Annotated in this window: 20 protein-coding genes and 1 other RNA gene; 15 read left to right on the top strand and 6 right to left on the bottom strand. The window is 64.0% G+C overall.

Features of this window, described 5'->3' with window-relative positions; translation table 11 throughout:
* Nucleotides 1-27: 27 nt before the first annotated feature.
* The gene (locus ACB030_RS04150; RefSeq protein ID WP_371158243.1) at nucleotides 28-1,176 is read right to left on the bottom strand and encodes an isovaleryl-CoA dehydrogenase; all 1,149 of its coding nucleotides are present in this window, start codon (nucleotides 1,174-1,176) and stop codon (nucleotides 28-30) included.
* A gap of 273 nt (nucleotides 1,177-1,449) precedes the next feature.
* On the opposite strand from ACB030_RS04150, the gene ACB030_RS04145 reads away from it, so the two are divergent.
* The 12 genes from ACB030_RS04145 to ACB030_RS04090 all read left to right on the top strand — a co-directional run bounded on the left by ACB030_RS04145 (nucleotide 1,450) and on the right by ACB030_RS04090 (nucleotide 13,808).
* Nucleotides 1,450-2,961: a CoA-acylating methylmalonate-semialdehyde dehydrogenase gene (locus ACB030_RS04145; protein ID WP_371158241.1), complete on the top strand. Its 1,512-nt coding sequence runs from the start codon at nucleotides 1,450-1,452 to the stop codon at nucleotides 2,959-2,961.
* A 110-nt stretch (nucleotides 2,962-3,071) separates the two neighbouring features.
* Nucleotides 3,072-4,229: an acyl-CoA dehydrogenase family protein gene (locus tag ACB030_RS04140; protein WP_371158239.1), complete on the top strand. Its 1,158-nt coding sequence runs from the start codon at nucleotides 3,072-3,074 to the stop codon at nucleotides 4,227-4,229.
* A 132-nt stretch (nucleotides 4,230-4,361) separates the two neighbouring features.
* A complete protein-coding gene (locus tag ACB030_RS04135; RefSeq protein ID WP_371158237.1) occupies nucleotides 4,362-5,159 on the top strand; it encodes an enoyl-CoA hydratase in 798 nt (265 codons plus the stop codon).
* Entirely contained in the window at nucleotides 5,152-6,249 is a 1,098-nt protein-coding gene (locus tag ACB030_RS04130; protein WP_371158235.1) for an enoyl-CoA hydratase/isomerase family protein, read from the top strand. The genes ACB030_RS04135 and ACB030_RS04130 overlap by 8 nt, the downstream gene beginning before the upstream one ends.
* A gap of 57 nt (nucleotides 6,250-6,306) precedes the next feature.
* On the top strand, nucleotides 6,307-7,227 hold the full coding sequence (mmsB, locus tag ACB030_RS04125) for a 3-hydroxyisobutyrate dehydrogenase (RefSeq protein ID WP_371158233.1): 921 nt from the start codon (nucleotides 6,307-6,309) through the stop codon (nucleotides 7,225-7,227).
* Nucleotides 7,228-7,288: 61 nt separating this feature from the next.
* Nucleotides 7,289-8,050 carry an SDR family oxidoreductase gene (locus ACB030_RS04120; protein WP_371158231.1) on the top strand — a complete coding sequence of 254 codons (762 nt, stop codon included), beginning with the start codon at nucleotides 7,289-7,291 and terminating at the stop codon, nucleotides 8,048-8,050.
* A gap of 387 nt (nucleotides 8,051-8,437) precedes the next feature.
* Nucleotides 8,438-9,874 carry an arginine-ornithine antiporter gene (arcD, locus tag ACB030_RS04115; RefSeq protein ID WP_371158229.1) on the top strand — a complete coding sequence of 479 codons (1,437 nt, stop codon included), beginning with the start codon at nucleotides 8,438-8,440 and terminating at the stop codon, nucleotides 9,872-9,874.
* Between the two features lie 92 nt (nucleotides 9,875-9,966).
* On the top strand, nucleotides 9,967-10,755 hold the full coding sequence (locus ACB030_RS04110) for a sulfite exporter TauE/SafE family protein (protein WP_371158227.1): 789 nt from the start codon (nucleotides 9,967-9,969) through the stop codon (nucleotides 10,753-10,755).
* Between the two features lie 102 nt (nucleotides 10,756-10,857).
* An RNA gene (gene ffs, locus ACB030_RS04105) (signal recognition particle sRNA small type) lies at nucleotides 10,858-10,954 on the top strand.
* 97 nt (nucleotides 10,955-11,051) lie between these two features.
* Nucleotides 11,052-11,180: a hypothetical protein gene (locus tag ACB030_RS04100; protein WP_371158226.1), complete on the top strand. Its 129-nt coding sequence runs from the start codon at nucleotides 11,052-11,054 to the stop codon at nucleotides 11,178-11,180.
* 338 nt (nucleotides 11,181-11,518) lie between these two features.
* Complete coding sequence (locus ACB030_RS04095; RefSeq protein WP_371158224.1) at nucleotides 11,519-12,304, top strand: MetQ/NlpA family ABC transporter substrate-binding protein; 786 nt, start codon at nucleotides 11,519-11,521, stop codon at nucleotides 12,302-12,304.
* Between the two features lie 190 nt (nucleotides 12,305-12,494).
* On the top strand, nucleotides 12,495-13,808 hold the full coding sequence (locus tag ACB030_RS04090) for an NAD(P)/FAD-dependent oxidoreductase (protein WP_371158222.1): 1,314 nt from the start codon (nucleotides 12,495-12,497) through the stop codon (nucleotides 13,806-13,808).
* Between the two features lie 74 nt (nucleotides 13,809-13,882).
* Here the strand turns inward: ACB030_RS04090 and yjfF are convergent, their stop codons facing one another.
* The 5 genes from yjfF to ACB030_RS04065 all read right to left on the bottom strand — a co-directional run bounded on the left by yjfF (nucleotide 13,883) and on the right by ACB030_RS04065 (nucleotide 19,698).
* Nucleotides 13,883-14,893, bottom strand: a complete 1,011-nt coding sequence (gene yjfF / locus ACB030_RS04085; protein ID WP_371158220.1) for a galactofuranose ABC transporter, permease protein YjfF — start codon at nucleotides 14,891-14,893, stop codon at nucleotides 13,883-13,885.
* Nucleotides 14,886-15,908 carry a galactofuranose ABC transporter, ATP-binding protein YtfT gene (gene ytfT / locus ACB030_RS04080; RefSeq protein WP_371158218.1) on the bottom strand — a complete coding sequence of 341 codons (1,023 nt, stop codon included), beginning with the start codon at nucleotides 15,906-15,908 and terminating at the stop codon, nucleotides 14,886-14,888. Before ytfT ends, yjfF begins: the two co-directional genes overlap by 8 nt.
* Before the next feature lies 1 nt (nucleotide 15,909).
* On the bottom strand, nucleotides 15,910-17,418 hold the full coding sequence (gene ytfR, locus ACB030_RS04075; protein WP_371158216.1) for a galactofuranose ABC transporter, ATP-binding protein YtfR: 1,509 nt from the start codon (nucleotides 17,416-17,418) through the stop codon (nucleotides 15,910-15,912).
* 89 nt (nucleotides 17,419-17,507) lie between these two features.
* Complete coding sequence (gene ytfQ, locus ACB030_RS04070; protein WP_371158214.1) at nucleotides 17,508-18,467, bottom strand: galactofuranose ABC transporter, galactofuranose-binding protein YtfQ; 960 nt, start codon at nucleotides 18,465-18,467, stop codon at nucleotides 17,508-17,510.
* A 352-nt stretch (nucleotides 18,468-18,819) separates the two neighbouring features.
* Nucleotides 18,820-19,698 (bottom strand): LysR family transcriptional regulator, encoded by an 879-nt coding sequence (locus ACB030_RS04065; protein ID WP_371158275.1) that lies wholly within the window; start codon nucleotides 19,696-19,698, stop codon nucleotides 18,820-18,822.
* Between the two features lie 160 nt (nucleotides 19,699-19,858).
* Here ACB030_RS04065 and fdhD point away from each other — a divergent pair, with 160 nt between their 5' ends.
* The 3 genes from fdhD to ACB030_RS04050 all read left to right on the top strand — a co-directional run bounded on the left by fdhD (nucleotide 19,859) and on the right by ACB030_RS04050 (nucleotide 24,310).
* On the top strand, nucleotides 19,859-20,644 hold the full coding sequence (gene fdhD / locus ACB030_RS04060; protein WP_371158212.1) for a formate dehydrogenase accessory sulfurtransferase FdhD: 786 nt from the start codon (nucleotides 19,859-19,861) through the stop codon (nucleotides 20,642-20,644).
* A complete protein-coding gene (locus ACB030_RS04055; RefSeq protein WP_371158210.1) occupies nucleotides 20,628-22,925 on the top strand; it encodes an FdhF/YdeP family oxidoreductase in 2,298 nt (765 codons plus the stop codon). Before fdhD ends, ACB030_RS04055 begins: the two co-directional genes overlap by 17 nt.
* A 260-nt stretch (nucleotides 22,926-23,185) precedes the next feature.
* Nucleotides 23,186-24,310 (top strand): hypothetical protein, encoded by a 1,125-nt coding sequence (locus tag ACB030_RS04050; protein ID WP_371158208.1) that lies wholly within the window; start codon nucleotides 23,186-23,188, stop codon nucleotides 24,308-24,310.
* Nucleotides 24,311-24,313: the final 3 nt, after the last annotated feature.

The following is a 24,313-nucleotide window of genomic DNA, read 5'->3' as shown; positions in this document are numbered from 1 at the left end:
CAATGGCAGGGGGCAAAGAGAGCAGCATCATGGGTTATCTCCCATCAGCTCGCGGCCGATGAGCCAGCGGCGGATCTCCGAGGTGCCGGCCCCTATCTCGTAGAGCTTGGCGTCCCGCAGCAGGCGGCCGGTGGGGTATTCGTTGATGTAGCCGTTGCCGCCGAGCAGCTGGATGGCATCGAGCGCCATCTGGGTGGCGTTCTCGGCGGCAAAGAGGATGGCGGCGGCGCAATCCTTGCGGCTGGTATGGCCCTGATCGCAGGCGCTTGCCACCGAATAGACCAGGGCGCGGCTGCTGGCGAGGCGGGTATACATGTCGGCGAGCTTGCCCTGCACCAGCTGGAAGTCGCCGATGGCCTGACCGAACTGCTTGCGCTCGCGCACATAGGGCAGCACCACGTCCATGCAGGCCTGCATGATCCCAAGGGGACCGGCGGCCAGCACCACCCGCTCGTAGTCGAGGCCGCTCATCAGCACCCGGGCCCCGCCGTGCAGGGCGCCGAGCAGGTTCTCTGCCGGCACGGGGCAGTGGTCGAACACCAGCTCGCAGGTGCTGGAGCCGCGCATGCCGAGCTTGTCGAGCTTCTGGGCCGTGGTGAATCCCGGGGTGCCCGCCTCGACGATGAAGGCGGAGATCCCCTTGGCCCCGGCGGCCGGATCCGTCTTGGCATAGATGACGAAGGTGTCCGCATCCGGGCCGTTGGTGATCCACATCTTGTTGCCGTTCAGCACGAAGTGATCCCCCTCGCGCACAGCGGTGAGGCGCATGCTGACCACGTCGGATCCGGCCCCCGGCTCGCTCATGGCCAGCGCCCCCACGTGCTTGCCACTGACCAGATCAGGCAAATAGCGGGCCTTCTGATCAGGGGTGCCGTGGCGGTGGATCTGGTTGATGCAGAGGTTGGAGTGGGCGCCGTAGGAGAGGCCGACCGAGGCGCTGGCGCGGCTCACCTGCTCCATCACCAGCACATGGGCGAGATAACCCAGATCCACCCCCTCATACTCTTCCGCCACCGTGATGCCGTGCAGTCCGAGCTCACCCATCTTTGGCCAGAGATCGCGGGGGAAGGCGTTGCTCTGGTCAATCTCGGCGGCGCGCGGTGCTATCACTTGTTGGCAGAAGGCCTCGACCTGTTCGGTCAGGGCGCGGAGGGTTTCATCCATCAGGGCATGCATCCTTGCTCTCCTTGGTCTCTGGTGCTCACCCGTCTCGCGCCTCCGAAACGGAGGGAAACTGGTCAGTCCATTCGTGATTTAAGTTTACGTTAGCGTAAACGTAAATGAGTTGTTAGTCTAAGGTAAATTCGTTGAGTGCCGACTGCAAGGGCATAGCCTGAGCAAGTAAACGCAAGGAGTGAGCAAGATGATCAGCGAGAGCATCCGGTCTGCCGGCCTGCCTGAGGGGCGCTGGCACAGTGCCAGCCACCGGACAGCCAAGGAGAGTACGGCATGAGCCAACACCACACCCAGTACGGAGATCTGCCGCTCTATATCGGTGGCGAAGCCTATCCTTCCGCGAGCGAGGCCTGGATCGAGGTGACCAATCCGGCGGATCAGAGCCTGCTGGCGCGGGTGCCGAGAGCCACCCCGGCCGAGGTGGAACTCGCGGTGCGCCGCGCTCACGACGCCTACCTGCTGTGGCGGGAGGTGCCGGCCCCCGAGCGGGCCCGGGTCATGTTCAACTACCAGCATCTGCTCAAAGCCCATCACGACGAGCTGGCGACCCTGCTGGCCCAGGAGACGGGCAAGAATCTGGCGGACGCCAGGGGAGATGTGTGGCGCGGCATCGAGGTGGTGGAGCAGGCCTGCGGCGTCGCCAGCCAGACCATGGGGGAGACCATGGGCAACGTGGCGCGCCGGGTGGATGGCCACTCCTGGGTGCAGCCGCTGGGTGTCTGCGTCGGCATCACGCCGTTCAACTTCCCCGCCATGATACCGCTCTGGATGTTCCCCCTGGCGGTGGCCTGCGGCAACGGCTTCGTGCTCAAACCCTCGGAGCAGGATCCCCTCACCCCCATGCGGCTGGCCGAGCTGTTCACCGAGGCGGGGGCGCCAGCGGGTATCCTCAGCGTGGTGCACGGGGGCGCCGAGCAGGTGGATGCGCTGCTCGCCCACCCGGACGTGAAGGCGGTGAGCTTCGTGGGCTCGCCCCGGGTCGGGGCTCACGTCTATCGCACCGCCACCGACCACCTCAAGCGTGCCCAGTGTTTCGTGGGCGCCAAGAACCACATGGTGATCATGCCGGACGCCAACAAGGCGCAGGTGCTGAGCAACCTGGTGGGGGCCGGGGTGGGCGCCGCCGGCCAGCGCTGCATGGCCATCAGCGTGGCGGTCTTCGTGGGGAGCGCGAGGGAGTGGATCCCGGAGCTCGCCGCCGAGTTTGCCAGGGTCAAGCCCGGTGTCTGGCACGATCCAGAGGCTGCCTATGGCCCCCTTATCAGCCCTGAGGCGAAAGTCAGGGTAGAGAGCCTGATTGAAGCAGGCATGGCCGAGGGGGCCCAGTGTCTGCTGGACGGGCGTTTTTGCGACGTGCCCGGCTACCCGGTGGGCAACTGGGTGGGGCCGACCCTGTTTCGCGGCGTGACGCCCGAGATGCGCATCTATAAGGAGGAGATCTTCGGCCCCGTGCTCGCCTGCCTGGAGGTGGAGAGCCTGGACGAGGCGCTCGCCCTCATCAACGACAACCCCTATGGCAACGGCACCGCCATCTTCACCGGCTGCGGCGCTGCGGCCCGCAAGTTCCGCCACGAGGTGGCGGTGGGTCAGGTGGGGATCAACGTGCCCATTCCGGTGCCGCTGCCCTTCTTCTCCTTCACCGGCTGGCGCGGCTCCTTCTACGGGGATCTGCACGCCTACGGCAAGCAGGCAGTGCGTTTCTACACCGAGACCAAGACGGTGACCGAGCGCTGGTTCGACGAGGACATCCCCAGCGGCCCCAATATGACCATCCATTTGCGGTGAGGCATGGCTGATGGGCGACGGCATGTCCGCCGGCGCCAACCACGACCATCCACCCGCGTTGAGCGTGGGGCAGATAGACAACAGACAAAGGACATAAGGAAGCGAACAAGATGGACTTTACCCTGACCGAATCCCAACGGGCCTGTGTCGACTCGGCCGGCGCCTTCGCCGATCTGGCGCTCAAGCCCCACGCCGCCCGCTGGGACAGGGAGCACGAGTTCCCCGTCCCCACCATCAAGCAGGCGGCGGCGCTGGGGCTGTGCGGCCTCTACACCCCGGAGCAATATGACGGCCTGGGGTTGAGCCGGCTCGACGCCAGCCTCATCTTCGAGCGCCTGGCCATGGGCTGCACCTCCACCACGGCCTACCTGACCATACACAACATGGTGAGCTGGATGCTGGGCAGCTGGCTGCCGAGTGAGGTGGCGGCAGAGTGGGTACCAAGGCTCGCCAGCGGCGAGCTGCTGGGCTCTTACTGCCTCACCGAGTCGGGGGCGGGATCGGATGCCGCCGCCCTCAAGACTCGTGCGGTGCGCGATGGCGACGATTACCTTATCGACGGCAGCAAGGTCTTCATCTCTGGGGCGGGCAGCACCCAAGTGCTGGTGGTGATGGCCCGCACCGGGGGCGAGGGGGCCAAGGGGATATCTGCCTTTATGGTGCCCGCCGATACGCCGGGTGTGAGCTACGGCAAGGCGGAGGAGAAGATGGGTTGGAACAGCCAGCCGACCCGGGAGGTGAATTTCAGCGCCGTGCGCATTCCCGCCCGCTACCGGTTGGGGGAGGAGGGGGAGGGCTTCAGGTTCGCCATGCAGGCGCTGGATGGGGGGCGCATCAACATCGCCAGCTGTTCGCTGGGCACAGCCCAGCAGGCGCTGGACGACGCCCTGGCCCATGTGCAGCAGCGCCAGCAATTTGGACACCCGATCAGCGAATTCCAGAGCGTGCAGTTCCGCCTCGCCGACATGGCCACCGAACTGGCCGCCGCCCGCCTGCTGGTGCGTCAGGCCGCCGCCAAGCTCGACAGCGGCAGCCCGGACAAGAGCGCCTGGTGCGCCATGGCCAAGCGCTTTGCCACCGACGTGGGTTATCGCGTCTGCGATGAGGCCCTGCAACTCTTTGGTGGCTATGGTTATATCCGCGAGTACCCGCTGGAGCGCTATCTGCGCGACACCCGGGTGCACCGCATCCTGGAGGGCACGAACGAAGTGATGCGGCTCATCATCGCCCGCCGCCTGCTGGGGGATCCCGGTTTGTCGCTGGAGTAGGGAGAGGCGGCTGCGCATCTTCGCCTCCTGCTGAGGGATGGCGGGCTGGCGTCAGGCTTTGTGAGCCAGCCGAATTTCGGCGCCATTCAACTCTGTCATCATGGCGGCAGGTTTAATGACAAGGACAGTGCAATGACAAGGATCAGACTCGAATATCACGGTCACGTGGCCTATATCACGCTCGACCACCCGCCTGCCAACACCTGGACCCTGGCCAGCCTGCAGGCCTTCTTGCAGATGATGGTGGAGCTCGACAGCCGCCCCGACGTGGTGGCCCTGGTGATCCGCGGGGCGGGTGACAAGTTCTTCTGCGCCGGCGCCGATCTCAAGATGTTTGCCGACGGCAATGTAGAGCACGCCCGCGAGGTGGCAGAGGCCTTCGGGCGCGCCTTCGAGGCGCTGACCCGTTTTCACGGGGTGAGCATCGCCGCCATCAATGGCTTTGCCATGGGGGGGGGCCTCGAGGTGGCGCTGGCCTGCGACATCCGCATCGCCGAGCAGCAGGCACTGCTGGGGCTGCCGGAAGCCTCGGTGGGCTTGCTGCCCTGCGCCGGCGGTACCCAGCGCCTCACCGAGCTGGTGGGGCCGGGCTGGGCCAAGCGGATGATCCTCTGCGGCGAGAAGGTGAGCGCCACCCTGGCCAACGAGATGGGGCTGGTGGAGGAGGTAGTGACCGAAGGGCACGCCTGGACGGCGGCGCAGCAGATGGCGCAGCGGGTTGAGCGCCAGAGCCCCAGCGCCCTGCGTGCCTGCAAGCAGCTCATCAATCAGGGGCGCAGCGGCCACAGGGACGCGGCGCTGCCCCTGGAGCGCAGCCTGTTCCTCGCCCTGTTTGACGATGCCAACCAGCGCGAGGGGGTGGCGGCCTTCCTCGAGAAGCGTGCCCCGCGCTGGCGCTATGACAAGAGCGCAGGAGAGTCCCATGACTGACCCCGTGCGTCTGGCAACCCATCCCACGGCGGACGGGCACCTCATTGGCATCCTGACCCTGGACAGCCCCGCCTCTCTCAATGCCCTGAGCCTTGAGATGATCCAGCGCCTGCAAGGGGCGCTCACGGCGTGGGAGCAAGATCCTGCCATTGTCTGCGTGCTGTTGCAGGGGGCCGGGGAGAAGGCGTTTTGCGCCGGCGGCGACATTCGCTCCTTCTATTACCGCCGGCAGGAGGAGAGCGAGCAGGCGCTCTTTGCCTATGCCCGCGACTTTTTTGAGCAGGAATACAGGCTAGATCACCACATCCACACCTACACCAAGCCGCTCGTCTGCGTGGCGGATGGCATCTGCATGGGGGGCGGTATCGGCCTCTTCGCCGGCGCCGATTTTCGGGTGGTGACCGAGAAGAGCCTGTTCGCCATGCCGGAGGTGACCATAGGCCTCTACCCGGACGTGGGGGCCAGCTGGTTCTTGAGCCGCATGCCCGGGCGACTCGGGCTCTGGCTCGGCCTCACCGGTGCCCGTTTCAACGGGGTGGATGCCCTGGGGCTGGGGCTCGCGGATCACGCCATGGCGAGCCGCGAGCGGGCCGAGCTGCCGGCGCGGCTCGCCGCCCTCGACTGGGCCGCACAGGGGGATCCACGCGAGCAGATAGATAGGCTGCTGGGCGGGCTGCACGCCGTGGCCCGCGAGCAGTTGCCGGCCCCCGTGATCCTGCCTCATCAGGCCAAGATCCATGCCCTGCTGGCCGGGCGCAGCCTGCAGGGGGTGCTGGACAGGCTGGACAGGAGCGATCTGGACGAGCCCGATCTGGCCCGGGCCCGCGACACCTGCCGCGCCGGCAGCCCCATCAGCCGCGCCATCCTCTGGCGCCAGTATTGGACGGCGCGCCGCCAGTCCCTGGCCGAGGTGTTTGCCGACGAGCTGGCGCTCTCGGTCAACTGCGTGCTCAAGGGGGATTTCGTGGAAGGGGTGCGGGCATTGCTCATCGACAAGGACAAGTCCCCCCGCTGGCAGCCGCCCCGGCCCGGCACCGAGTGGCTTGAGGATTTCTATCGCTGGCCCGAGGGGACAAATCCCCTGGCCTAGCGCTGCCAGGGGGCGCCAGCCGAGGGGCCGGATAACGAACGGAGCAAGGAGCAAAGCATGACAAGGATTGGATTTATCGGGCTCGGCAACATGGGAGGGCCCATGGCCGCGAACCTCGCCAGGGCGGGCCATGCAGTGCAGGTTTTTGATCTGGTGCCCGAGAGCCTGGAGCGGGCCATCAAGGCCGGTTGCATCGTCGCCGGGGATGCCCGCGAGGCGGTCACCGGCTGCGATCTGGCCATCAGCATGCTGCCGGCCGGCGAGCATGTGTGCGGGCTCTGGCTGTCGGAGGGAGGTGGCCAGGATCTGCTGGGGGCCTTGCCGGCGGGGGCCCTGGTGATCGACTGCTCCACCATAGACGTGGCCTCGGCCCGCGCCGTGGGGGCGGCGGCGAAGGCGCGGGGCATCCGCTTCCTCGATGCCCCCGTCTCCGGTGGGGTGGCAGGCGCCGCGGCGGGCACCCTCACCTTTATCGTCGGTGGCGAGCGCAGCGACTTCGAGGCGGCCAAGCCGGTGCTCGCCTGCATGGGGCAGAACCTGTTCCACGCCGGGGCGCTCGGGGCGGGGCAGATCGCCAAGATGTGCAACAACATGCTGCTCGCCATCCACATGGCGGGCACCGCAGAGGCGCTGGCGCTCGGGGTCAAGGAGGGGCTGGATCCGGGCGTGCTTTCCACCATCATGGGCAAGAGCTCGGGCAACAACTGGAGCCTGGAGCGCTACAACCCCTGGCCCGGGGTGATGGAGAACGCTCCGGCGTCCCGCGGGTATGAGGGGGGCTTTATGACCCGATTGATGGTCAAGGACCTGGGGCTCGCCATGGCGCTGGCCGAGCACGCCCACAGCGCCGTGCCCATGGGGGCGCTGGCCCGTAACCTCTTTAACCTGCATGCGGCGAAGGGGCAGGGCGCACGGGATTTTTCCAGCATCGTCGAACTCTATCTGGACAAGCCCGGGGAGACCTCGGGTCCGCAGTGACCTTGGGTTTCATCTTTGAGGGGGCATTACGTCATCCGGGTCCAGGCAACAAGGAGCCTTTATGGATATCACAGAGAAAGTCATCGCCATTACCGGGGCCGGGCGTGGGCTCGGCCGCGCCATCGCCCTGCGTCTGGCCAGTCAGGGGGCCGTGCTGGCCCTGGTCGACGTCAACCGCGCCGATCTGGAGGTGACCGAGGCCGAGGTGCGCAGCCGGGATGGTCGCTGCGCCCTGTTCGTCTGCAACGTGGCGAGCGAGCCCGAGGTGGAGGCGACCTTTGCCGCCATAGAAGAGCAATTGGGCGCCCTGCATGGCCTGGTCAACTGTGCCGGCATATTGCGGGACGGCATGCTTATCAAGGTCAAAGAGGGGGCGCTGGTGGAGAAGATGAGCCTGGCCCAGTGGCAGGCAGTCATCGACGTCAACCTCACCGGCACCTTCCTCTGCGGCCGCGAGGGGGCGGCATTGATGGCGAAAGGGGGGCAGGGGGGGGTCATCATCAACATCTCCTCCATCGCCCGTGCCGGCAACATCGGCCAGAGCAACTATGCCGCCAGCAAGGCGGGGGTCGCCTCCCTGGTGGTGACCTGGGGGCGGGAGCTGGCCCGTCACGGCATCCGGGTGATGGGCATAGCCCCCGGGGTCTTTGCCACCGACATGACGGCGGCCATGAAGCCCGAAGCGATGGCCCGGATGCAGCAGGCCATTCCGGTCGGCGCCCTGGGGCAGGGGGAGCAACTGGCCCAGACGGTGCAATTTATCCTCGCCAACGACTACCTGTCCGGCCGGATCATCGATCTCGACGGCGGTCTGCGACTCTGACCCCGGCGGCGATCCGCCCATGCCCCTTGCCACTGGCACAGGGGCATTTTTATGGCCGTTTGACCCAAAAGAGCTGGCTGGCGCCCTGCGCGACCCGTTGCATGGACATGCAAGGCTTCTTTGAAAAACAGGGCTGACATCATGGAAAACCGTGAAAGATCAACGGGTCTTTCTGAATTTGAACCAGCTCACAGGCGGGGTGAGTGAGTGCTGTAGAATTGCGCGCGGTCAAGGCGGTGCATGATTGGCACTGCGAAGGATTGCGGTCGGAATAGTCATGCAATATAGTTGCCGCCTTTTTCACGGGGTACGGATTTATCGCCCCTCCCATGTCGCGCGCTGTATGAATACGGATGCTCAGCCGCCGCTTAATAAAACAGGTTTGAGATGGACAAGAAACTAGGGCTCGGCGCCCTCATTTCGCTGGTGATCGGCTCCATGGTCGGTGCCGGGGTCTTCAGTCTGCCACAAAACATCGCAGCGCACGCCAGCGCCGGGGCCGTCGCCCTGGGGTGGGCCATCACCGGGATCGGCATGATCTGCCTCGCCCTGGTCTACCAGAACCTCTCCATGCGTCGCCCGGATCTCGACGGGGGCATCTTCAGTTACGCCAAGGCCGGTTTCGGTGATTTCGTCGGTTTCAACGCCGCCTGGGGCTACTGGCTCTGCCAGCTGCTGGCCAACGTCTCCTACGCCATCGTGGTGTTCAGCGCCCTGAGCTACTTCTTCGACACGCCGGACAACGTCATCTTCGGCGACGGCAACACCCCGGTCGCCATCACCCTCGCCTCCCTGCTCATCTGGTCGGTACACGCCCTGGTGCTGCGCGGCATCCAGGTGGCGGCCCTGGTGAACATAGTCACCACCATCGCCAAGATGGTGCCCCTCATCGTCTTCTGCGTCGCCGTCCTGCTCGCCTTCAACATGGAGACCTTCACCCTGGACATCTGGGGGCAGGGCAACACCGAGCTGGGTTCTGTGATGGATCAGGTCAAGTCCACCATGAAGGTGACGCTCTGGGTCTTCATCGGCATCGAGGGGGCCGTGGTGGTCTCCGCCCGTGCCCGTCATCGCAAGGACGTGGGCCGTGCCACCGTGCTGGCGCTGCTCGGCGCCCTGGCGCTCTACGTCATGGTGACCCTGTTTTCGCTCGGCGTCATGAACCAGCCGCAGCTGGCGGCCCTGAAGAATCCCTCCACCGCCATGATCCTGGAAGCCGTGGTCGGCCCCTGGGGCGCCTGGCTCATCAACATCGGTCTGGTGATCTCGGTGATGGGGGCCCTGCTGAGCTGGACAGTGCTGGCGGCGGAAGTACCCTATATCGCGGGCAAGACCGGGGTCTTCCCGGCCTGGTTTGCCAAGGAGAACAAGAACGGCTCCCCCCAGGTGTCGCTCTGGTGCTCCACCTGCCTGGTGCAGGCTTTCCTCATCATCATCTACTTCCAGAGCAGCACCTACCTGGCACTGGTCAACATCGCCACCTCGGCGGCCCTGGTGCCTTACGTCTTCTCCGGCGCCTATGGCCTCAAGCTGGCGCTGCAGGGCACCACCTACGAGCACCAGCCCCATCAGCGCAAGCGTGATCTGCTGCTGGCCCTGGTGGCCACTGTCTACGGCTGCTGGCTGGTCTATGCCGCCGGGGTGGAGTACCTGCTGCTGGTGGCGCTGCTCTACAGCCCCGGCATCTTCATCTACTGGAAGGCGCGCCAGCACCATGGCCTGCGCAGCCTCAACCGGCTGGAGCAGGGGATGACGGCGGCTCTGCTCGGTTGCGCCGTGCTGGCCTTCTACAAGGTGATGGACGGTACCATTCCCCTGCATTAATCGGCACAATAAAGAGATGGCGCAACGCCATCTCTTTTTTTATGGGCAATGGCGGTCAAGTTGACCGCCATTTAGCTATATAAGGAATTTTTATGCTGTTTGTGGGTTATCTGGTGTTGGGGGCCTTCGCGGGCATGCTGGCGGGACTGTTCGGCATTGGTGGCGGGCTCATCATAGTACCTGTGCTGGTGTTGAGCTTCCATGCCCAGGGGGTGGCCCCGGAGATCATCACCCACCTCGCGCTCGGTACTTCACTGCCCACCATGATCTTCACCGGCTTCAGCTCCCTGCGGGCTCACCAGGAGGCGGGGGCGGTCGACTGGGTGATGATCCGCCGCCTGGGCGCCGGCATGCTCATCGGCGCCTGGCTCGGCGGCATGACCGCCAACCTGCTGAGCGCCAGCACCCTCAACATCATCATCGGTTGTTTCGCCTGGACCATGGCGCTGCAGATGGGGCTCAATCTCAAGCCCAAGGCGGAGCGCCAGATGCCAGGGCCGGTCGGCACCGGTATCGCGGGCACTGTCATCGGCTGGCTCTCGGCGCTGTTTGGCATAGGGGGTGGCTCCATGACGGTGCCTTACCTCAGCTGGAACTCGGTGCCCATGCGCAACGCCGTGGCGGCCTCCGCCGCCTGCAGCATACCCATCGCCCTGGCGGGCAGCCTGAGCTACCTCTATGCCGGCTGGGGTCATGCCGATCTGCCCGAGTGGAGCGTCGGCTACATCTACCTGCCGGCCCTGCTTGGCATAGTGCTGACCAGCACCCAGTTTGCCCGCGTCGGCGCCAAGCTGGCCCATCGCCTCTCCCCCAAGCGGCTCAAGCAGGCGTTCGCCCTGCTGATGCTGCTGGTGGGCGCCAAATTCATGCTGTTTAGCTGATCCATTCGGCAGATTGTTGAAAAATAAGGCGAACGGTTCGTCTCCTGGCAGAAAGCCATTGCATTGGCAGGCCAGTTTGCCTATTCTCCTCGCCGGTGGTCCCATTGGTCCTCTCGCATTGATAACTCGTCAACCTGGTCAGGACCGGAAGGTAGCAGCCAAGGCGGGGGACTCGAGTGCCGGGATGTGGCTGGTGGGGCCACCACCTGTTTCTGCAATTCAATAAGTTAGCCTCCAATACCCCCTTCAGACCTCTTGGTAATCCACTTTGTGTGGATGGATCAGGAGTCTTCAAAGTGAATCTCTGGCTCAGTCCCCACGGCATCTGGTACTACCGGAGAGTCACCACGCTCCCCTGTGGTCGTCGTAAAGAGATCCAGAAATCCCTGCAAACTCTAGCCAAGCTGGCTGCCGTGCCGCGGTAACCAGGCTGCTCGCCCGTACTATCCCCTGTCATACCCTCACTCTCCTTCGTTTCGCCTCCGTCATCTGTCCATGTTTGCCGTTCAGGCCGTCAATGGCCTGCCTGTTTCCTCTCTCTGCAAAAGGTCGTCATGGACAGTTCCTGCATCCGGTGTCGGCCGCCATCGGCGCACCGCATGACGGGCATAAAAGATTGAATACAGCCCCCTGACACAGGGCTATTTCATTCGCCCCGGCGTTCGTCAATTTTGGTATATCCAAGGGATATCTTGTGCTTTGTGCTCCTTGCGTCGACCCCGTAATCTCGGGGGCGTCATCACTTATTGCCAAGGAAACAGCCATGTTGAAAACCATATTTAAATTGACGCCGTTGGTTGCCGCCATCATTGCAGGATATGCCAATGCAGGGGAAACCATACGGCTGGGTATCATGAGCGGAGAGGATGAAGATGTGTGGGCCGTTGCGTCGGCGCAGGCCAAAAAACAGGGGTTGGATATCGAGCTTATCAAGTTCAATGACTATATCTTGCCCAACGAGGCACTGGAAAATGGCGAAATAGATGCCAACGCATTCCAGCACAAACCTTACCTGGACAATCAGGTGAAGAGCCGCGGTTATCATATAGTGCCGGTCGGTAATACGGCGGTGTGGCCCATCGGCCTGTACTCGAAGAAATTCAATGCGGTCAGCGCCTTGCCGGAAGGGGCAATCATAGGGGTGCCCAACGATCCCAGCAATGAAGGGCGTGCGCTGCGGGTGCTGGCGTCGGCCGGAGTCATCAAGCTGCGTCCCGGCTCGGGCATATTGGCGACCACCACGGATATTATCGACAACCCCAAGAAATTGCAGATCAGGGAGCTGGATACCGGCATCATAGGACGCTCAGTGGATGATCTGGATGCCGCCGTGGTCAATACGGACTGGGCATTGAAATCCGGCTTGAGCCAGCAGCAACGTATTTATTCAGAGACCGCCAAAGAGAATCCTTACAATAATTTCATCGCGGTCAAAAGCGGTAATGAAAGCGCACCCTGGGTGAAAACTCTGGTGGCATCCTATCAGAATGAGGCCGTCAAGGCGGCGCTGGACAAATACTATAAAGGGACGGCAATTCCAGCGTGGTAATTAATGGACGGTGATCCATCACTAATGATTTATTGGTTATCGATGCTGCCTTCTATCGGGGCCGCCTTCTCACCGGAGCGCGGCCCCCTATATTGGGTGGCCGCGCAGTGCGGCCATCCAGCCAGATGACGACGATCCGGGCCGACTGTTGACGTGGCCCTTGCAGACATATGCATGAGCAGGATGCACCATGAAGTTTCGTTATTTTCCCCGCAGTGAAGAAGCCAATGGCTGGGCCGCCATCTTGCCCGAGCGGCTTCCCAGTGCGCCTTTGCAGGGGGTGGTCCAGGGGGACTGGGTGGTGGTAGGGGCGGGCTATGCCGGGCTGGCCTTTGCCCATGCGCTGGCCGAGCATCAGCCACAGGCCCGCATAGTGCTGCTGGAGGCGGGTGTGGTGGGGGACAACGCAGCCGGGCGCAACTCGGGGTTCGCCATCGACTTGCCCCACAATATCGGCAGTGGCACCGCCGAGCTGGCCAAGGCCAGCCACTACCGGCAGTTGCTGAAAGGGGGACTGGCCCAGCTGGCGCAGTGGGTCGGTCGTTATCGCATCGATTGCGACTGGCAGCAGAGCGGCAAGTATCACTGCGCCGTCAAGGCCGGATCAGCAGGGCTGCTCAAGCAATACGCCCGCGAGCTGGAGTCGCTCGGCGAAAGCTATGAGTATCTGGAGGGGGCGGCCCTCTCGGCCCGCCTCGGTACCGGCTTCTACCACTCGGCCATCTATACCCCCCATACGGTGTTGCTCAATCCGGCCGCCCTGGTGCGGGGATTGGCCGACAAGCTGCCGGACAATGTGTCCCTGTATGAACGTAGCCCGGCATTGCGGGTGGACAACACAGGCGGCGTTCGCATCACCACGCCCCATGGCGAGGTGGTAGCGGGCAAGGCCATGTTTGCCATCAATGGCGGTGCGGGTCAGCTGACCCCCTTTGCCGGCAAGCTCGCCTCCCTGGCGACTCATGCCACCCTGACCGAGCCGCTGACGCCCGAGCAGCGTGCCAGGCTGGGGGACATTGCCCCCTGGGGGCTGACCCCGGTCAACGCCATCGTCGGTGCCACCTTTCGCTACACCCGGGATCACCGCATCCTGATCCGCCAGCATGTCGCCCATGCGCCGACGCTGCACAGCGATGCCGGGGCCAGGGAAGCCATAGTGCGACGTCACCGCCAGCTGTTTCTGTCCCGCTTTCCCGAACTTGGGGAGCTGGCCTTCGCCCACAGCTGGTCCGGGCTCATCAGCGTGAGTCGCAACGGGGCGCCGCTGTGGGGCCAGTTCGGAACAGATCTCTACGCTGCACTGGGATGCAACGGGGCCGGGATCAGCAAGCAGACCATGGCGGGCAAGGCGCTGGCCGATCTGGTGTGCGGGGTGGAGAGCCCCTGGGGCGAGCAGATGCGCGCCCTGGGCACGGCAAACTATCTCCCGCCACGGCCCTTTCTGGATCTGGGGGTGCAGGGTTATCTCTGGAAAGAGCGGCTGCTGGGGGCGGGGGAATACTAGCGCCTGGCCACCATAAAGGCGTGTTATCGCGGGGCCTGTGCCTGGGTTGATCGGGCCCAGGCCCCGCGATGTTTTCACTCAAGGGGGGCGACGGGGATCTGCCGCTTGAAGGGGGTGGCTTTGTTGGCCTTGCGGTGTTCAGAGACCAGGATCAGCAGACGCTGCAGGGCGATGAAGCAAAACAGCAGCAGACCTATGATGATCTTGGTCCACCAAGAGCTGAGGGTGCCGTCGAAGTTGATGTAGGTCTGGATCAGCCCCTGGATCAGCACCCCGAACAGGGAGCCGAACACTGTGCCCACCCCGCCGCTCAGCAGGGTGCCGCCGATCACCACGGCGGCGATGGCATCGAGTTCCACCCCGACGGCGGCTAGCGGATAACCCGCCGAGGTGTAGAGCGCGAATACTATGCCCGCCAGGGTCGCCAGTGTGGTGGAGAGCAGGTAGATGCGGATGGTGGTGTGGCGCACCGAGATCCCCATCAGGGCCGCCGAGGTGGCGTTGCCGCCGATGGCGTAGACGTTGTTGCCAAAGCGGGTGCGGTTGGCGAGCAGTATGCCAAGCACCACCACCGCCAGCATGATGAGGGCCAGCAGGCTCAGGCGTCCGCCTCCCGGCACCTTCCACGACAGGCTCGACAGGTAGGTGAAGCTGGGGTGGTCGATGGGCAGGGACTGCTCCGAGATGAGGAAGCTGGCCCCTCGCAGGAAGAACATGCCCGCCAGGGTGATGATGAAGGCGGGGATCTTCAGGGTGTCGATGAGCCAGCCCATGAGGGCGCCGAAGCCCGCGCCGAGCACCAGCACCAGGGGGATGGCCAGCACGGGGCTGACGCCCAGCTTCCCGATGAGGGTTGCCAGCAGCACGCCGGTGAAGGCGATGACGGCTCCCACCGACAGATCTATGCCCCCCGAGAGGATGACGAAGGTCATGCCCACCGCCACTATGCCTAGGAAGGCGTTGTCCGTCAGTATGTTGCAGATGATGCGGGTGGACATGAAGGCAGGGAAGGAGGCCAGGCAGAGCAGATAGCCCAGCACGAAGACCATGATGGTCACCATCAGGGGGAGGTTGCGTTTAAACATGGCGAGTCCCTCGCTGGAACAGCTGGTTGAGGGCCGGCGACTGCATGACCAGCACCGCCAGCACCACCATGGCCTTGACGATCTGGTTCCACTGGGGCTGGTAGCCGGAGAGCAGGATACCTGTGTTCACCCCCTGGATGATCAGTATGCCGACCAGGGAGAGGGCGAGGTTGAAGCGCCCCCCCATCAGGGAGGTGCCCCCTATCACCACCGCCAGGATGGCGTCCATTTCGAGCCAGAGCCCGGCATTGTTGGCATCGGCCCCGCGGATGTCGGCGGCGACTATCATGCCGGCGACGGCGGCCATGATGCCGCTCAGCAGGTAGGTGGCGATCACCACCATGGGGGTGTTGAGCCCGGCGTTCTTGGCGGCCCTGATGTTGATCCCCACCGCCTCGATGAAGAGGCCGAGGGCGGTGCGCTTGGTCAGCAGCCAGAGCAGCAGCGCCATCCCCAGGGTGATGATGACGGGGGTGGGCAGATAGAAGAGGGCGCCGCTGCCGATCCAGGCCAGGGCCTCGTTATTGAAGGTGATGATCTGCCCCTCTGTGATGAGCTGGGCTATGCCCCGGCCCGCCACCATGAGGATCAGGGTCGCGACTATGGGCTGGATCTTGAACACCGCCACCAGGAGGCCGTTCCACAGGCCGCACAGGAGGCCCACCCCAAGCACGGAGGCGACAATGACCGGCAGGCTGTGACCGCCGGTGGCCAGGCTGGCCATGGTGGCCCCGCTGATGGCCATCACGGCCCCCACCGACAGATCGATGCCGCCGGTGGCGATCACCAGCGTCATGCCGAGGGCGAGCAGGGCCACGGGGGCGCAGCGGTTGAGGATGTCGATGAGGCTGCCAAACAGCCGCCCATCCTGAATATGGATGGCAAAGAAGTTGTCGGCGACCAGGGCGTTGATGAGCAGCACGCAGAGCAGGGCGGCGCACTGGGCCGTGCCCGTGGGCAGCGCTCTGCGGGGGCGCGCCGGCCCGCCAGGGAGGGGGAGAGTGGATGACGTCATATCAGGCCTCGCATGCAATGGCGTTCATGATGGCAGGGACGCTGAGGGCGTCCGTCGCAAGCTCTGCCACCTGTTTTCTGTCGCGCAGGACAATCACCCGATCGGCATAGCCCACCAGCTCCTCGAGCTCCGAAGAGATGACCAGCAGGGCCAGCCCGTTGGCGCAGAGGGATTCGATGAGGCGGATGATCTCGGCATGGGCTCCCACGTCTATGCCCCGGGTGGGCTCGTCCAGGATCAGGAACTGGGGCTTGGTGAGCAGCCAGCGGGCCAGCAACACCTTCTGCTGGTTGCCCCCGGAGAGAAACTGGATGGGCTGCTCCGGCCCCGGGGTCTTGATGGCCAGCTGCTCGATGAGGCGGGCGGTGATCTCGTCCTGCTCCTTGCGGGGCAAGGGACGCAGCCAGCCGCGCTGGGCTTGCAGGGCCAGCACCATGTTCTCGCGCACCGAGGCCGAGGCGATGATGCCGGCGCTCTTGCGATCCTCCGGGCAGAAGCCAAAGCCATTGGCGGCGGCCTGACGCGCACTGCGGATGGTCACCGGCTTGCCCCGCACCCGGCACTCGCCACTGTCGCTTGACACTATGCCGAACATCAGCTCGGCGGTTTCGGTGCGACCAGAGCCGAGCAGGCCGGCGAGACCCACTATCTCACCGGGCATGACGTCCAGGTCGAAGGGTGCTATGACCCCACGCTTGCCATAGCCCCTGAACGACACCATGGGCTGGTGGCTGCGCAGGGTCTTGCCGGCCCGCTTGAGGGCATTGTCGTCAAGCTCATGCCCCAGCATCATCTTGACCAGCTCCAGTTGTGGCAGCGCGGCGGTGTCGCGGGTGCCGACCAGCTCGCCGTTGCGAAGCACAGTGATGCGATCGCTGATGGCGTAGACCTGATCGAGAAAATGGGTGATGAAGATGAGGCTCACCCCCTTGTCCCTCAGGTTCCCCATCAGGGAGAACAGCATCTGCACCTCGCTGGCATCCAGGCTGGCGGTGGGTTCATCGAGGATCAGGATCCTGGCAGACAGGGAGATGGCCCTGGCGATGGCCACTATCTGCTGCATGGCGACCGAATAGTGACCGAGGGGCAGGGTGACATCCATCTCGAAGCCGTATCCCGCCATGATGGCCCGGGCCTGCCGGGTCATGGCGGCTCTGTCGATGAAACCGAAGCGGCGGGGCTCATGGCCGATGAAGAGGTTGTCTGCCACCGACATGTTGGGCAGGAGATTGACCTCCTGATAGACGGTGCCTATCCCCAGGCGCTGGGCATGGGCTGTGTCCCTCGGGGAGATGGGGACGCCATCGAGTTCGATGTGGCCCCCGTCGGGCTGATAGACGCCGGTGAGGGTCTTGACCAGGGTGGATTTTCCGGCGCCGTTCTCGCCGAGCAGCGCCATGATTTCCCCCCTTCGCAGGGAGAAGTCCACCTGGTGCAGGGCACGCACCCCGGGAAAGGCCTTGCAGATCCCGCGGGCGTTCAACAGGACATCCTGAGTGTTTTCTGACATGAATAGGGGCTCTCCGATATAACGCGCCATATCGCAACCCAGCCGATATGGCGTGTTATTTGACTGGCTGGCTCAGCGGGCGAGCGGTATTAATAACCCATGTCTTTTTTCAGCTCGAGCTGGGCCTCGGCACTGTCAGGCTCGAACAGAATAGACGCCGTCTTGATATGTTTGGGGGGCAGGGCGCCATCCTTTTTATAGGCCAGCAGGGCATCGAAGGCGGGGCCTGCCATATTTGGCGTCAATTCCACCGAGGCATTGGCTTCACCTGCCATCATCGCCTTGAAAATATCCGGCACCCCATCGATGGAGATGATCTTGATATCCTTGCCCGGTTTCAGCCCTGCCTCTTTAATGGCCTGGATGGCGCCGATTGCCATGTCGTCGTTGTGGGCGTAGACGGCGCAAATATTCTTGCCGTTATTTTCCGCCTTGATGAAGCTCTCCATCACCTCCTTGCCCTTGCTGCGGGTGAAGTCGCCGGACTGGGTGCGGATGATCTTGATGGTGGGCACGGCCGCGACGGTGTCGAGGAAGCCCTTCTTGCGATCCAGCGCCACGCTGGCCCCCACTGTGCCTTGCAGTTCCACCACGTTGCAGGGCTTGCCATCCTGCTGCTTGATGAGCCACTGGGCCGCCACTTCCCCCTCGTGGACGCTGTCTGCGGCGACCCCGGTCATGAAGAGGGCGTCATCTTTCACCGTGATGTTGCGATCCAGCAGGAACACAGGGATCTCGGCCTCTTTCGCCTCCTGCAATACCGGATCCCAGCCGGTCTGCACCACGGGGGCAATAAAGATGGCATCCACTCCCTGAGCAATGAAGGAGCGAATGGCCTTGATCTGGTTCTCCTGTTTCTGCTGGGCATCGGCAATTTTCAGGGTGATGCCGCGTTTCTGTGCTTCCGTCTTGGCGACCGAGGTTTCCGCCGCCCGCCAACCGGATTCAGAGCCTATTTGAGAGAAGCCCACCGTCATCTCGGCAGAATATGCAGAGGCAGAGAGAATAAGGGTGCTGATAATGCCCGCCAGTTTCACTTTTTTATACATGTGACACTCCTTTGTGATGCATGGTGAAATAAACCGGAACGCGTCAGGTTTTTATTGTTCGGGTCAAGGTTATAGGCTCTTGGGTTTAACGACGGGAGGTGGCTCACAGAAAATTTTCAGCAGCATGATGCTTCATACAAACAGCAGACAAGTTCATATATGGCGCAATGCATATGCTGATTTCTCTGCATATTTATTTCGGCAACCATGGTGTCCAGCGTCATGCCGCTTTGTCGTCGACATTTCCCCGCAGACGGGAGTGCCTGTCAGCTGTCTGGGGCGCGGTGACCAGGTGAGGCGGCAGTGGGCGGGTCCTCTCCCCTGAGGTGGGCAGCCAGTGCGGCTGCTCACCTCAGGCCCCGGCCTCGGCGAGAAAGGCCCGCATGGCCGGGGTGACGCTGTGTTTTCGGGTGATGAAGGCGATGGTGCCTGCGCTCGCATCGCTCAAGGGGTGGCAGGGCAGCTTGAAGAGCTGCTGGGCGGTGGCGGCGATGCCGGCGCTGACCACGGCGCAGCCCAGCCCGTGGCTCACCCCGTTGGCCAGGTGGAACAGGGAGTCTGTCTCCAGCACCACCCGCAGGCTGAGCTGCTGGCGGGCGGCGGCTTCGTCGAGGTAGCGGCGAAACTGCATGGTGGCGCTTGGCAGTATCAGGGGGAGATCCTGCAAGTCCGCCAGCCTCAGGGGCTGGCTCGGGGCGAGGTGCGGGGGCAGGGGCCCCAGCAGGGCCATGGGGTTGGGGTGGCGAAGCTGGACGTCGAGGGAGCGGCGCTGATGCTCGGTGAGTAGCTCGTCAAAGCCAAGGCCGATGTCGGTCTGGTGCAGATCCAGCTGCTCGAGCAGAGTGGCGTGGGTCATCACCGACAGGCGCAGGCTGACCTTGGGGAAGGCGTCGTTGAAGCGCTTGAGCAGCGGCATGATGTCGATGCTCGACTGGGGCACCATGCCGATGCGCAGGGCCCCCGAGAGCGCGCCGCCAAACAGGCTCAACTCCTGGCGCATGGCGTCCTGCTCCCGCAACATGCGCTCGGCGTGGCGCAGCACCACTTCCCCCGCCTGGGTCAGCGCCACGAACTGGCTGTTGCGCACCACCAGCTCGGTGCCGAGGGATTTTTCCAGGGCCGTGATGCTGGCGGACAGGGTCGGCTGGGTGATGAAGCAGGCCTTGGCCGCCTTGGCGAAGTGGCGGTGCTGGGCCAGCTCGTAGAAATAGTGCAACTGCTTGATGTTCATCGAAGAGGGGCGATTGGCATGGAGGATGGCTGACAAAGTTAATCAATCGACATCGTTATGGCAATAGAGGTTATCTATCGGTGAATAGAATTGTTTCATTGGTTTTGGGGGAGCGACTTATCTAAACTTGAGGCCCGAATACAGCTTATAAGCGTCTCGCATGATCCCATTCAATTCACGGTTGCCCAGGCTGGATGAGCTGGTGGAAGAGGTGGCCGTGTCCGTCAACATCAACGGCATCAACCACGCCGTCATGATGGCCACCCCGGATGATCTCGACGACTTCGCCATCGGCTTCCTGTTTGGCGAAGGTATCATTCAAGGCAACCACGATGTGCACGACATCCAGATCACCCCCTCTGAATACGGCGTGGTGCTCGATATCACCATCGCCAACCGCTGCCTGGCTGCGCTTGGCCAGCGCAAGCGTCGCCTGGCCGGGGCGAGCGGCTGCGGCATCTGCGGGGTGGAGGCCATCGAACATGCGCTGCCCGAGTTGACCCCGCTGACCCCGGGCACCCCCCTGGATACCGAGCGTCTGCGGGACTTGCGTGAGCGCATCGCCCCCTGGCAGAGCAAGGCTCGCCAGAGCGGCGCCCTCCATGCCGCCCTGGCGCTGAATGATCGCGGCGAGATCCTGGCCTGCCGGGAAGACATAGGCCGCCACAATGCCCTGGACAAGCTCATCGGCATGCAGCTGCGCCAGCCGGTGCAGGCCGCCACCCTGGTCATCACCAGCCGCTGCGGCAGCGAACTCATTCACAAGGCGGTGCAATTTGGCGCCGCCCACCTCATCAGCCTTGCTTCTCCCAGCCAGCTCGCGGTGCGACTGGCCCTGAAATACAACCTGACCCTCATTCATGTGCCCAGATCCGATGCCCCGGTCTGCTATGCCAGCCCCGGGCCCCGGGATCAATTCGGAGACTCCCATGTCCAGTCATATTGAGAAACCGGCCAAGGCCGGCGGCTTTTCCTCCCTGCAGTCCACCTTCAAGCAGGTGCTGCAGAGCCAGAAGACCCGGCAAAACATCAAGAACCTGCTGCGGGTCAACCAGACCGACGGCTTCGACTGCCCCGGCTGCGCCTGGGGTGACAACAAGCAGGGGGCCTTCCAGTTCTGCGAGAACGGCGCCAAGGCGGTGGCCTGGGAGTCCACCGGCAAGACGGTGGGGGCGGCCTTCTTTGCCGAGCATTCGGTGCGCCGCCTCTCTGCCCAGAGCGACTACTGGCTCGAATACCAGGGACGGCTGACCGAGCCCCTGCGCTACAACCCGGCGACCGATCACTACGAGCCGATAAGCTGGGATCAGGCCTTTGCCCTCATCGCGAACAAGCTCAAGAGCCTGGCCAGCCCCGACGAGGTGGAGTTCTACACCTCGGGACGCGCCAGCAACGAGGCCTCCTACCTCTATCAGCTGTTCGGCCGCCTCTATGGCACCAACAACTTCCCCGACTGCTCCAACATGTGCCACGAGGCGAGCGGGGTGGGGCTCATCCAGTCTGTCGGGGTGGGCAAGGGCACAGTGGTGCTCGATGACTTCGACGCCGCCAAGGCCATCTTCGTCTTCGGCCAGAACCCGGGCACCAACCACCCGCGCATGATGAACGCCCTGCGCAAGGCGGCGCGCCAGGGTTGCCAGATAGTCACCTTTAACAACCTCAAAGAGGTGGCCCTCGAGCGCTTCGCCAGCCCCCAGAGCCCGGCAGAGCTCTTGACCCCGGCGGCCACTCGCATCAGCCACCAGTACCTCACGCCAAAGCTTGGCGGCGATATGGCGGCCATTCGCGGCATGGCGAAATACATCCTGGAAGAGCAGGGGGGCCGTATCGATCTCGCCTTTATCGAGCAGCACACGGCGCACTTTGACGACTACCTGGCCCAGGTGAAGGCCACGGAGTGGGCGCAGATAGAGGCGCAATCCGGGCTGGATCGCGAGGCGATCACCCGGGCGGCGCAGATCTTCGCAAGCAGCGAGAGCGTGATCAGCTGCTGGGCCATGGGGATCACCCAGCACAAGCACTCGGTCGACACCATTCGCGAAATCGTCAACCTGCACCTGATGTGCGGCCAGATTGGCAAGCCGGGGGCCGGGCTCTGTCCGGTGCGCGGCCACAGCAACGTGCAGGGCAACCGCACCATGGGGATCAACGAGAAACCCAATGCCGCCTTTATCGACCGCCTGGAGCGCCGCTTCCCGGTGGGCCTCAAGCGCACGCCGGGGCACAACGTCTACGAGGCCCTCAAGGCCCTGCACGGCGGCAAGAGCAAGGTGCTCGTCTGCCTCGGTGGCAACCTGGCGGCCGCGGCGCCGGACACCGACTTCACCTATGAGGCGATGCGAAGGAGCGAGCTCAACGTGCAGATCAGCACCAAGCTCAACCGCAGCCATCTGATGGTATCCAAGGATGCCCTGATCCTGCCCTGCCTCGGCCGTACCGAGCTCGACACCCAGCGCGCCGGGGTGCAGAAGATCACCGTGGAGGACACCTTCAGCATGGTGCACGCCTCCACCGGGATGAACGAGCCGGTCTCGCCGCTCTGTCTCTCTGAAATCGACATAGTCGCGCGCATGGCCGAGGCGACACTCGGCAGCGAGCGGGTGGACTGGCTGGCCCTGCGGGACGACTACGCTCTGCTGCGCAACCTCATCGCCGAGACCATCGCCGGCTTTGACGACTTCAACCGCCGCATCGAGGAGCCCAGCGGCTTCCACCTGGAGAACAGTGCCGCCCTGCTGCGCTGGAACACCCCAAGCGGGCGCGCCGAGTTTCGGGCGAGCCGGTTGCCGGACTCCATCCTGCCCCAGTGCACCAGCCATGCCGAGCAGATGGTGGACGAGCCCGTGCTGCTGCTCCAAAGCCTGCGCTCCCACGATCAGTACAACACCACCATCTACGGCATGGACGATCGCTACCGCGGCATCAAGGGGCGGCGCAATGTGGTCTTCATGAACGAGGAGGATGCCCGTCGCCTGGGGCTGGCCGAGGAGCAGCAGGTGGACATGACCGCCATCTGCAACGACGGGCGCGAGCGGGTGGTGCGCGGCTTTAGCGTCATCTTCTACGAGATCCCCAGGGGCAACATCGCCGCCTACTACCCGGAGACCAACCCCCTGGTGGCCATCGAGAGCATAGGGGAGGGCTCCTTCACCCCCACCTCCAAGTCGGTGCCTGTGCTGGTGACCCCAAGCCAGGCACAGGCCGCCAGCCTCGCCGTCAATCTGTAAGCGTCCGCGCTCCGAACCCCTGCCCAGGCAGGGGTTTTTTCATGCCAGGTATTCGCCCGGGCCTCTCGTTTGGCGAAGCTGTACGGCGATTGTATGGCGCACCATCTTGCTGTGGTCGGGGTCGGGGGATGCCGCTATGCTGCGGCCCTCTTCCGGCCCCTGATGCAAGGCGACCGGCAACCTGAACCCCGACGTGCCTGCCGAGCAGGGTGGCCCAGCGCCGCCGCTTTGCCGTGCGCTACCCTGTGCGGAACCCACAGATGCACCATGCAATCTCCCCCCTGATGGCCAGCCTGGCCTTTATCCTGGCGGCCAGCCCCGCGATGGCGGCGGATCCCGCCAAGGAAGAGGCGCAGACGCGTCGTGACGAGCGAAAGGCAAAGGCGACCAAGGCGGGCGAGCGATCCCCCTGGCTGTTCGTGCCCCTGCTGAGCTCCAGCCCCAAGCTGGACACGGCGGCGGGCCTGATGGTGGGTTACCTGCACCGGTTCGATGAAGGCTCGCGCCCCTCGCTGTTCACCCTGTCCGGCAAGTACACCACCTCGGCATCCCTCATCACCAGCGCCTTCGCCAAGACGTCGTTCGGGGCGGATCACCACCGCATCGTCGGTGGCGTCATCCTTGGCGACATCAACAACAGCTATCAGGATTACCTCGGCACCGGCCATGCCCTCGAGACCGAGGACCACTTCCGCTCCGCCTTCCTGCGCTACCTCTATCGGGTGGAGGGGGACTGGTTCGTCGGTGGCATGGCGGCCTACTCCAACTACGAGGTGCAGGGACAGGATCTGGAGTCGGATCAGATCCTGGACGAGCTGGGGCTGGCGGGCTTCACCTCGGGGGGGCTGGGACTGGTGGTGCAGCACGACTCCCGGGACAGCGACTTCAGCGCGACCCGGGGGTGGTATTTGAACGTCAACAACCTGGCCTACCGGGAAGGACTGGGGGGAGAAGCGGATTTTGACATCTACCGGGTCGACTATCGGGGCTACTGGAGTCACGGGGATGGCCATGTGCTCGCCTGGCGCAATCGCAACCAGTTCTCCCACAACGCGCCGAGCGGCTCCTATTCCCCCATCTATCTGCGTGGCTACACCCCGGGGGAGTACCTGGGCCAGCACATGTCGGCGGTGGAGGTGGAGGAGCGCTACCAGCTCGCCGAACGCTGGACCCTCACCGCCTTCGCCGGGGTGGCCTGCCTCTACGGGGACGCCGTGAACGGGGAGTCCCTCGACTGCTCCGACCGCGACAACGTCTATCCCGCCTGGGGGGCTGGGGTGCAGTATCTGCTCAAGCCGGAGGCGGGCATAGTCGCCAACCTCGAGTATGCCATGGGCAAGGACGACAACGGGGGCATCTACCTCAAGATGGGCTACAGCTTCTGACGC

Origin of the sequence: Aeromonas sp. S16(2024), assembly GCF_041403065.1 — a bacterium.
Lineage (GTDB): Bacteria > Pseudomonadota > Gammaproteobacteria > Enterobacterales > Aeromonadaceae > Aeromonas.
This window is presented reverse-complemented; position numbering and strand designations above follow the sequence as displayed.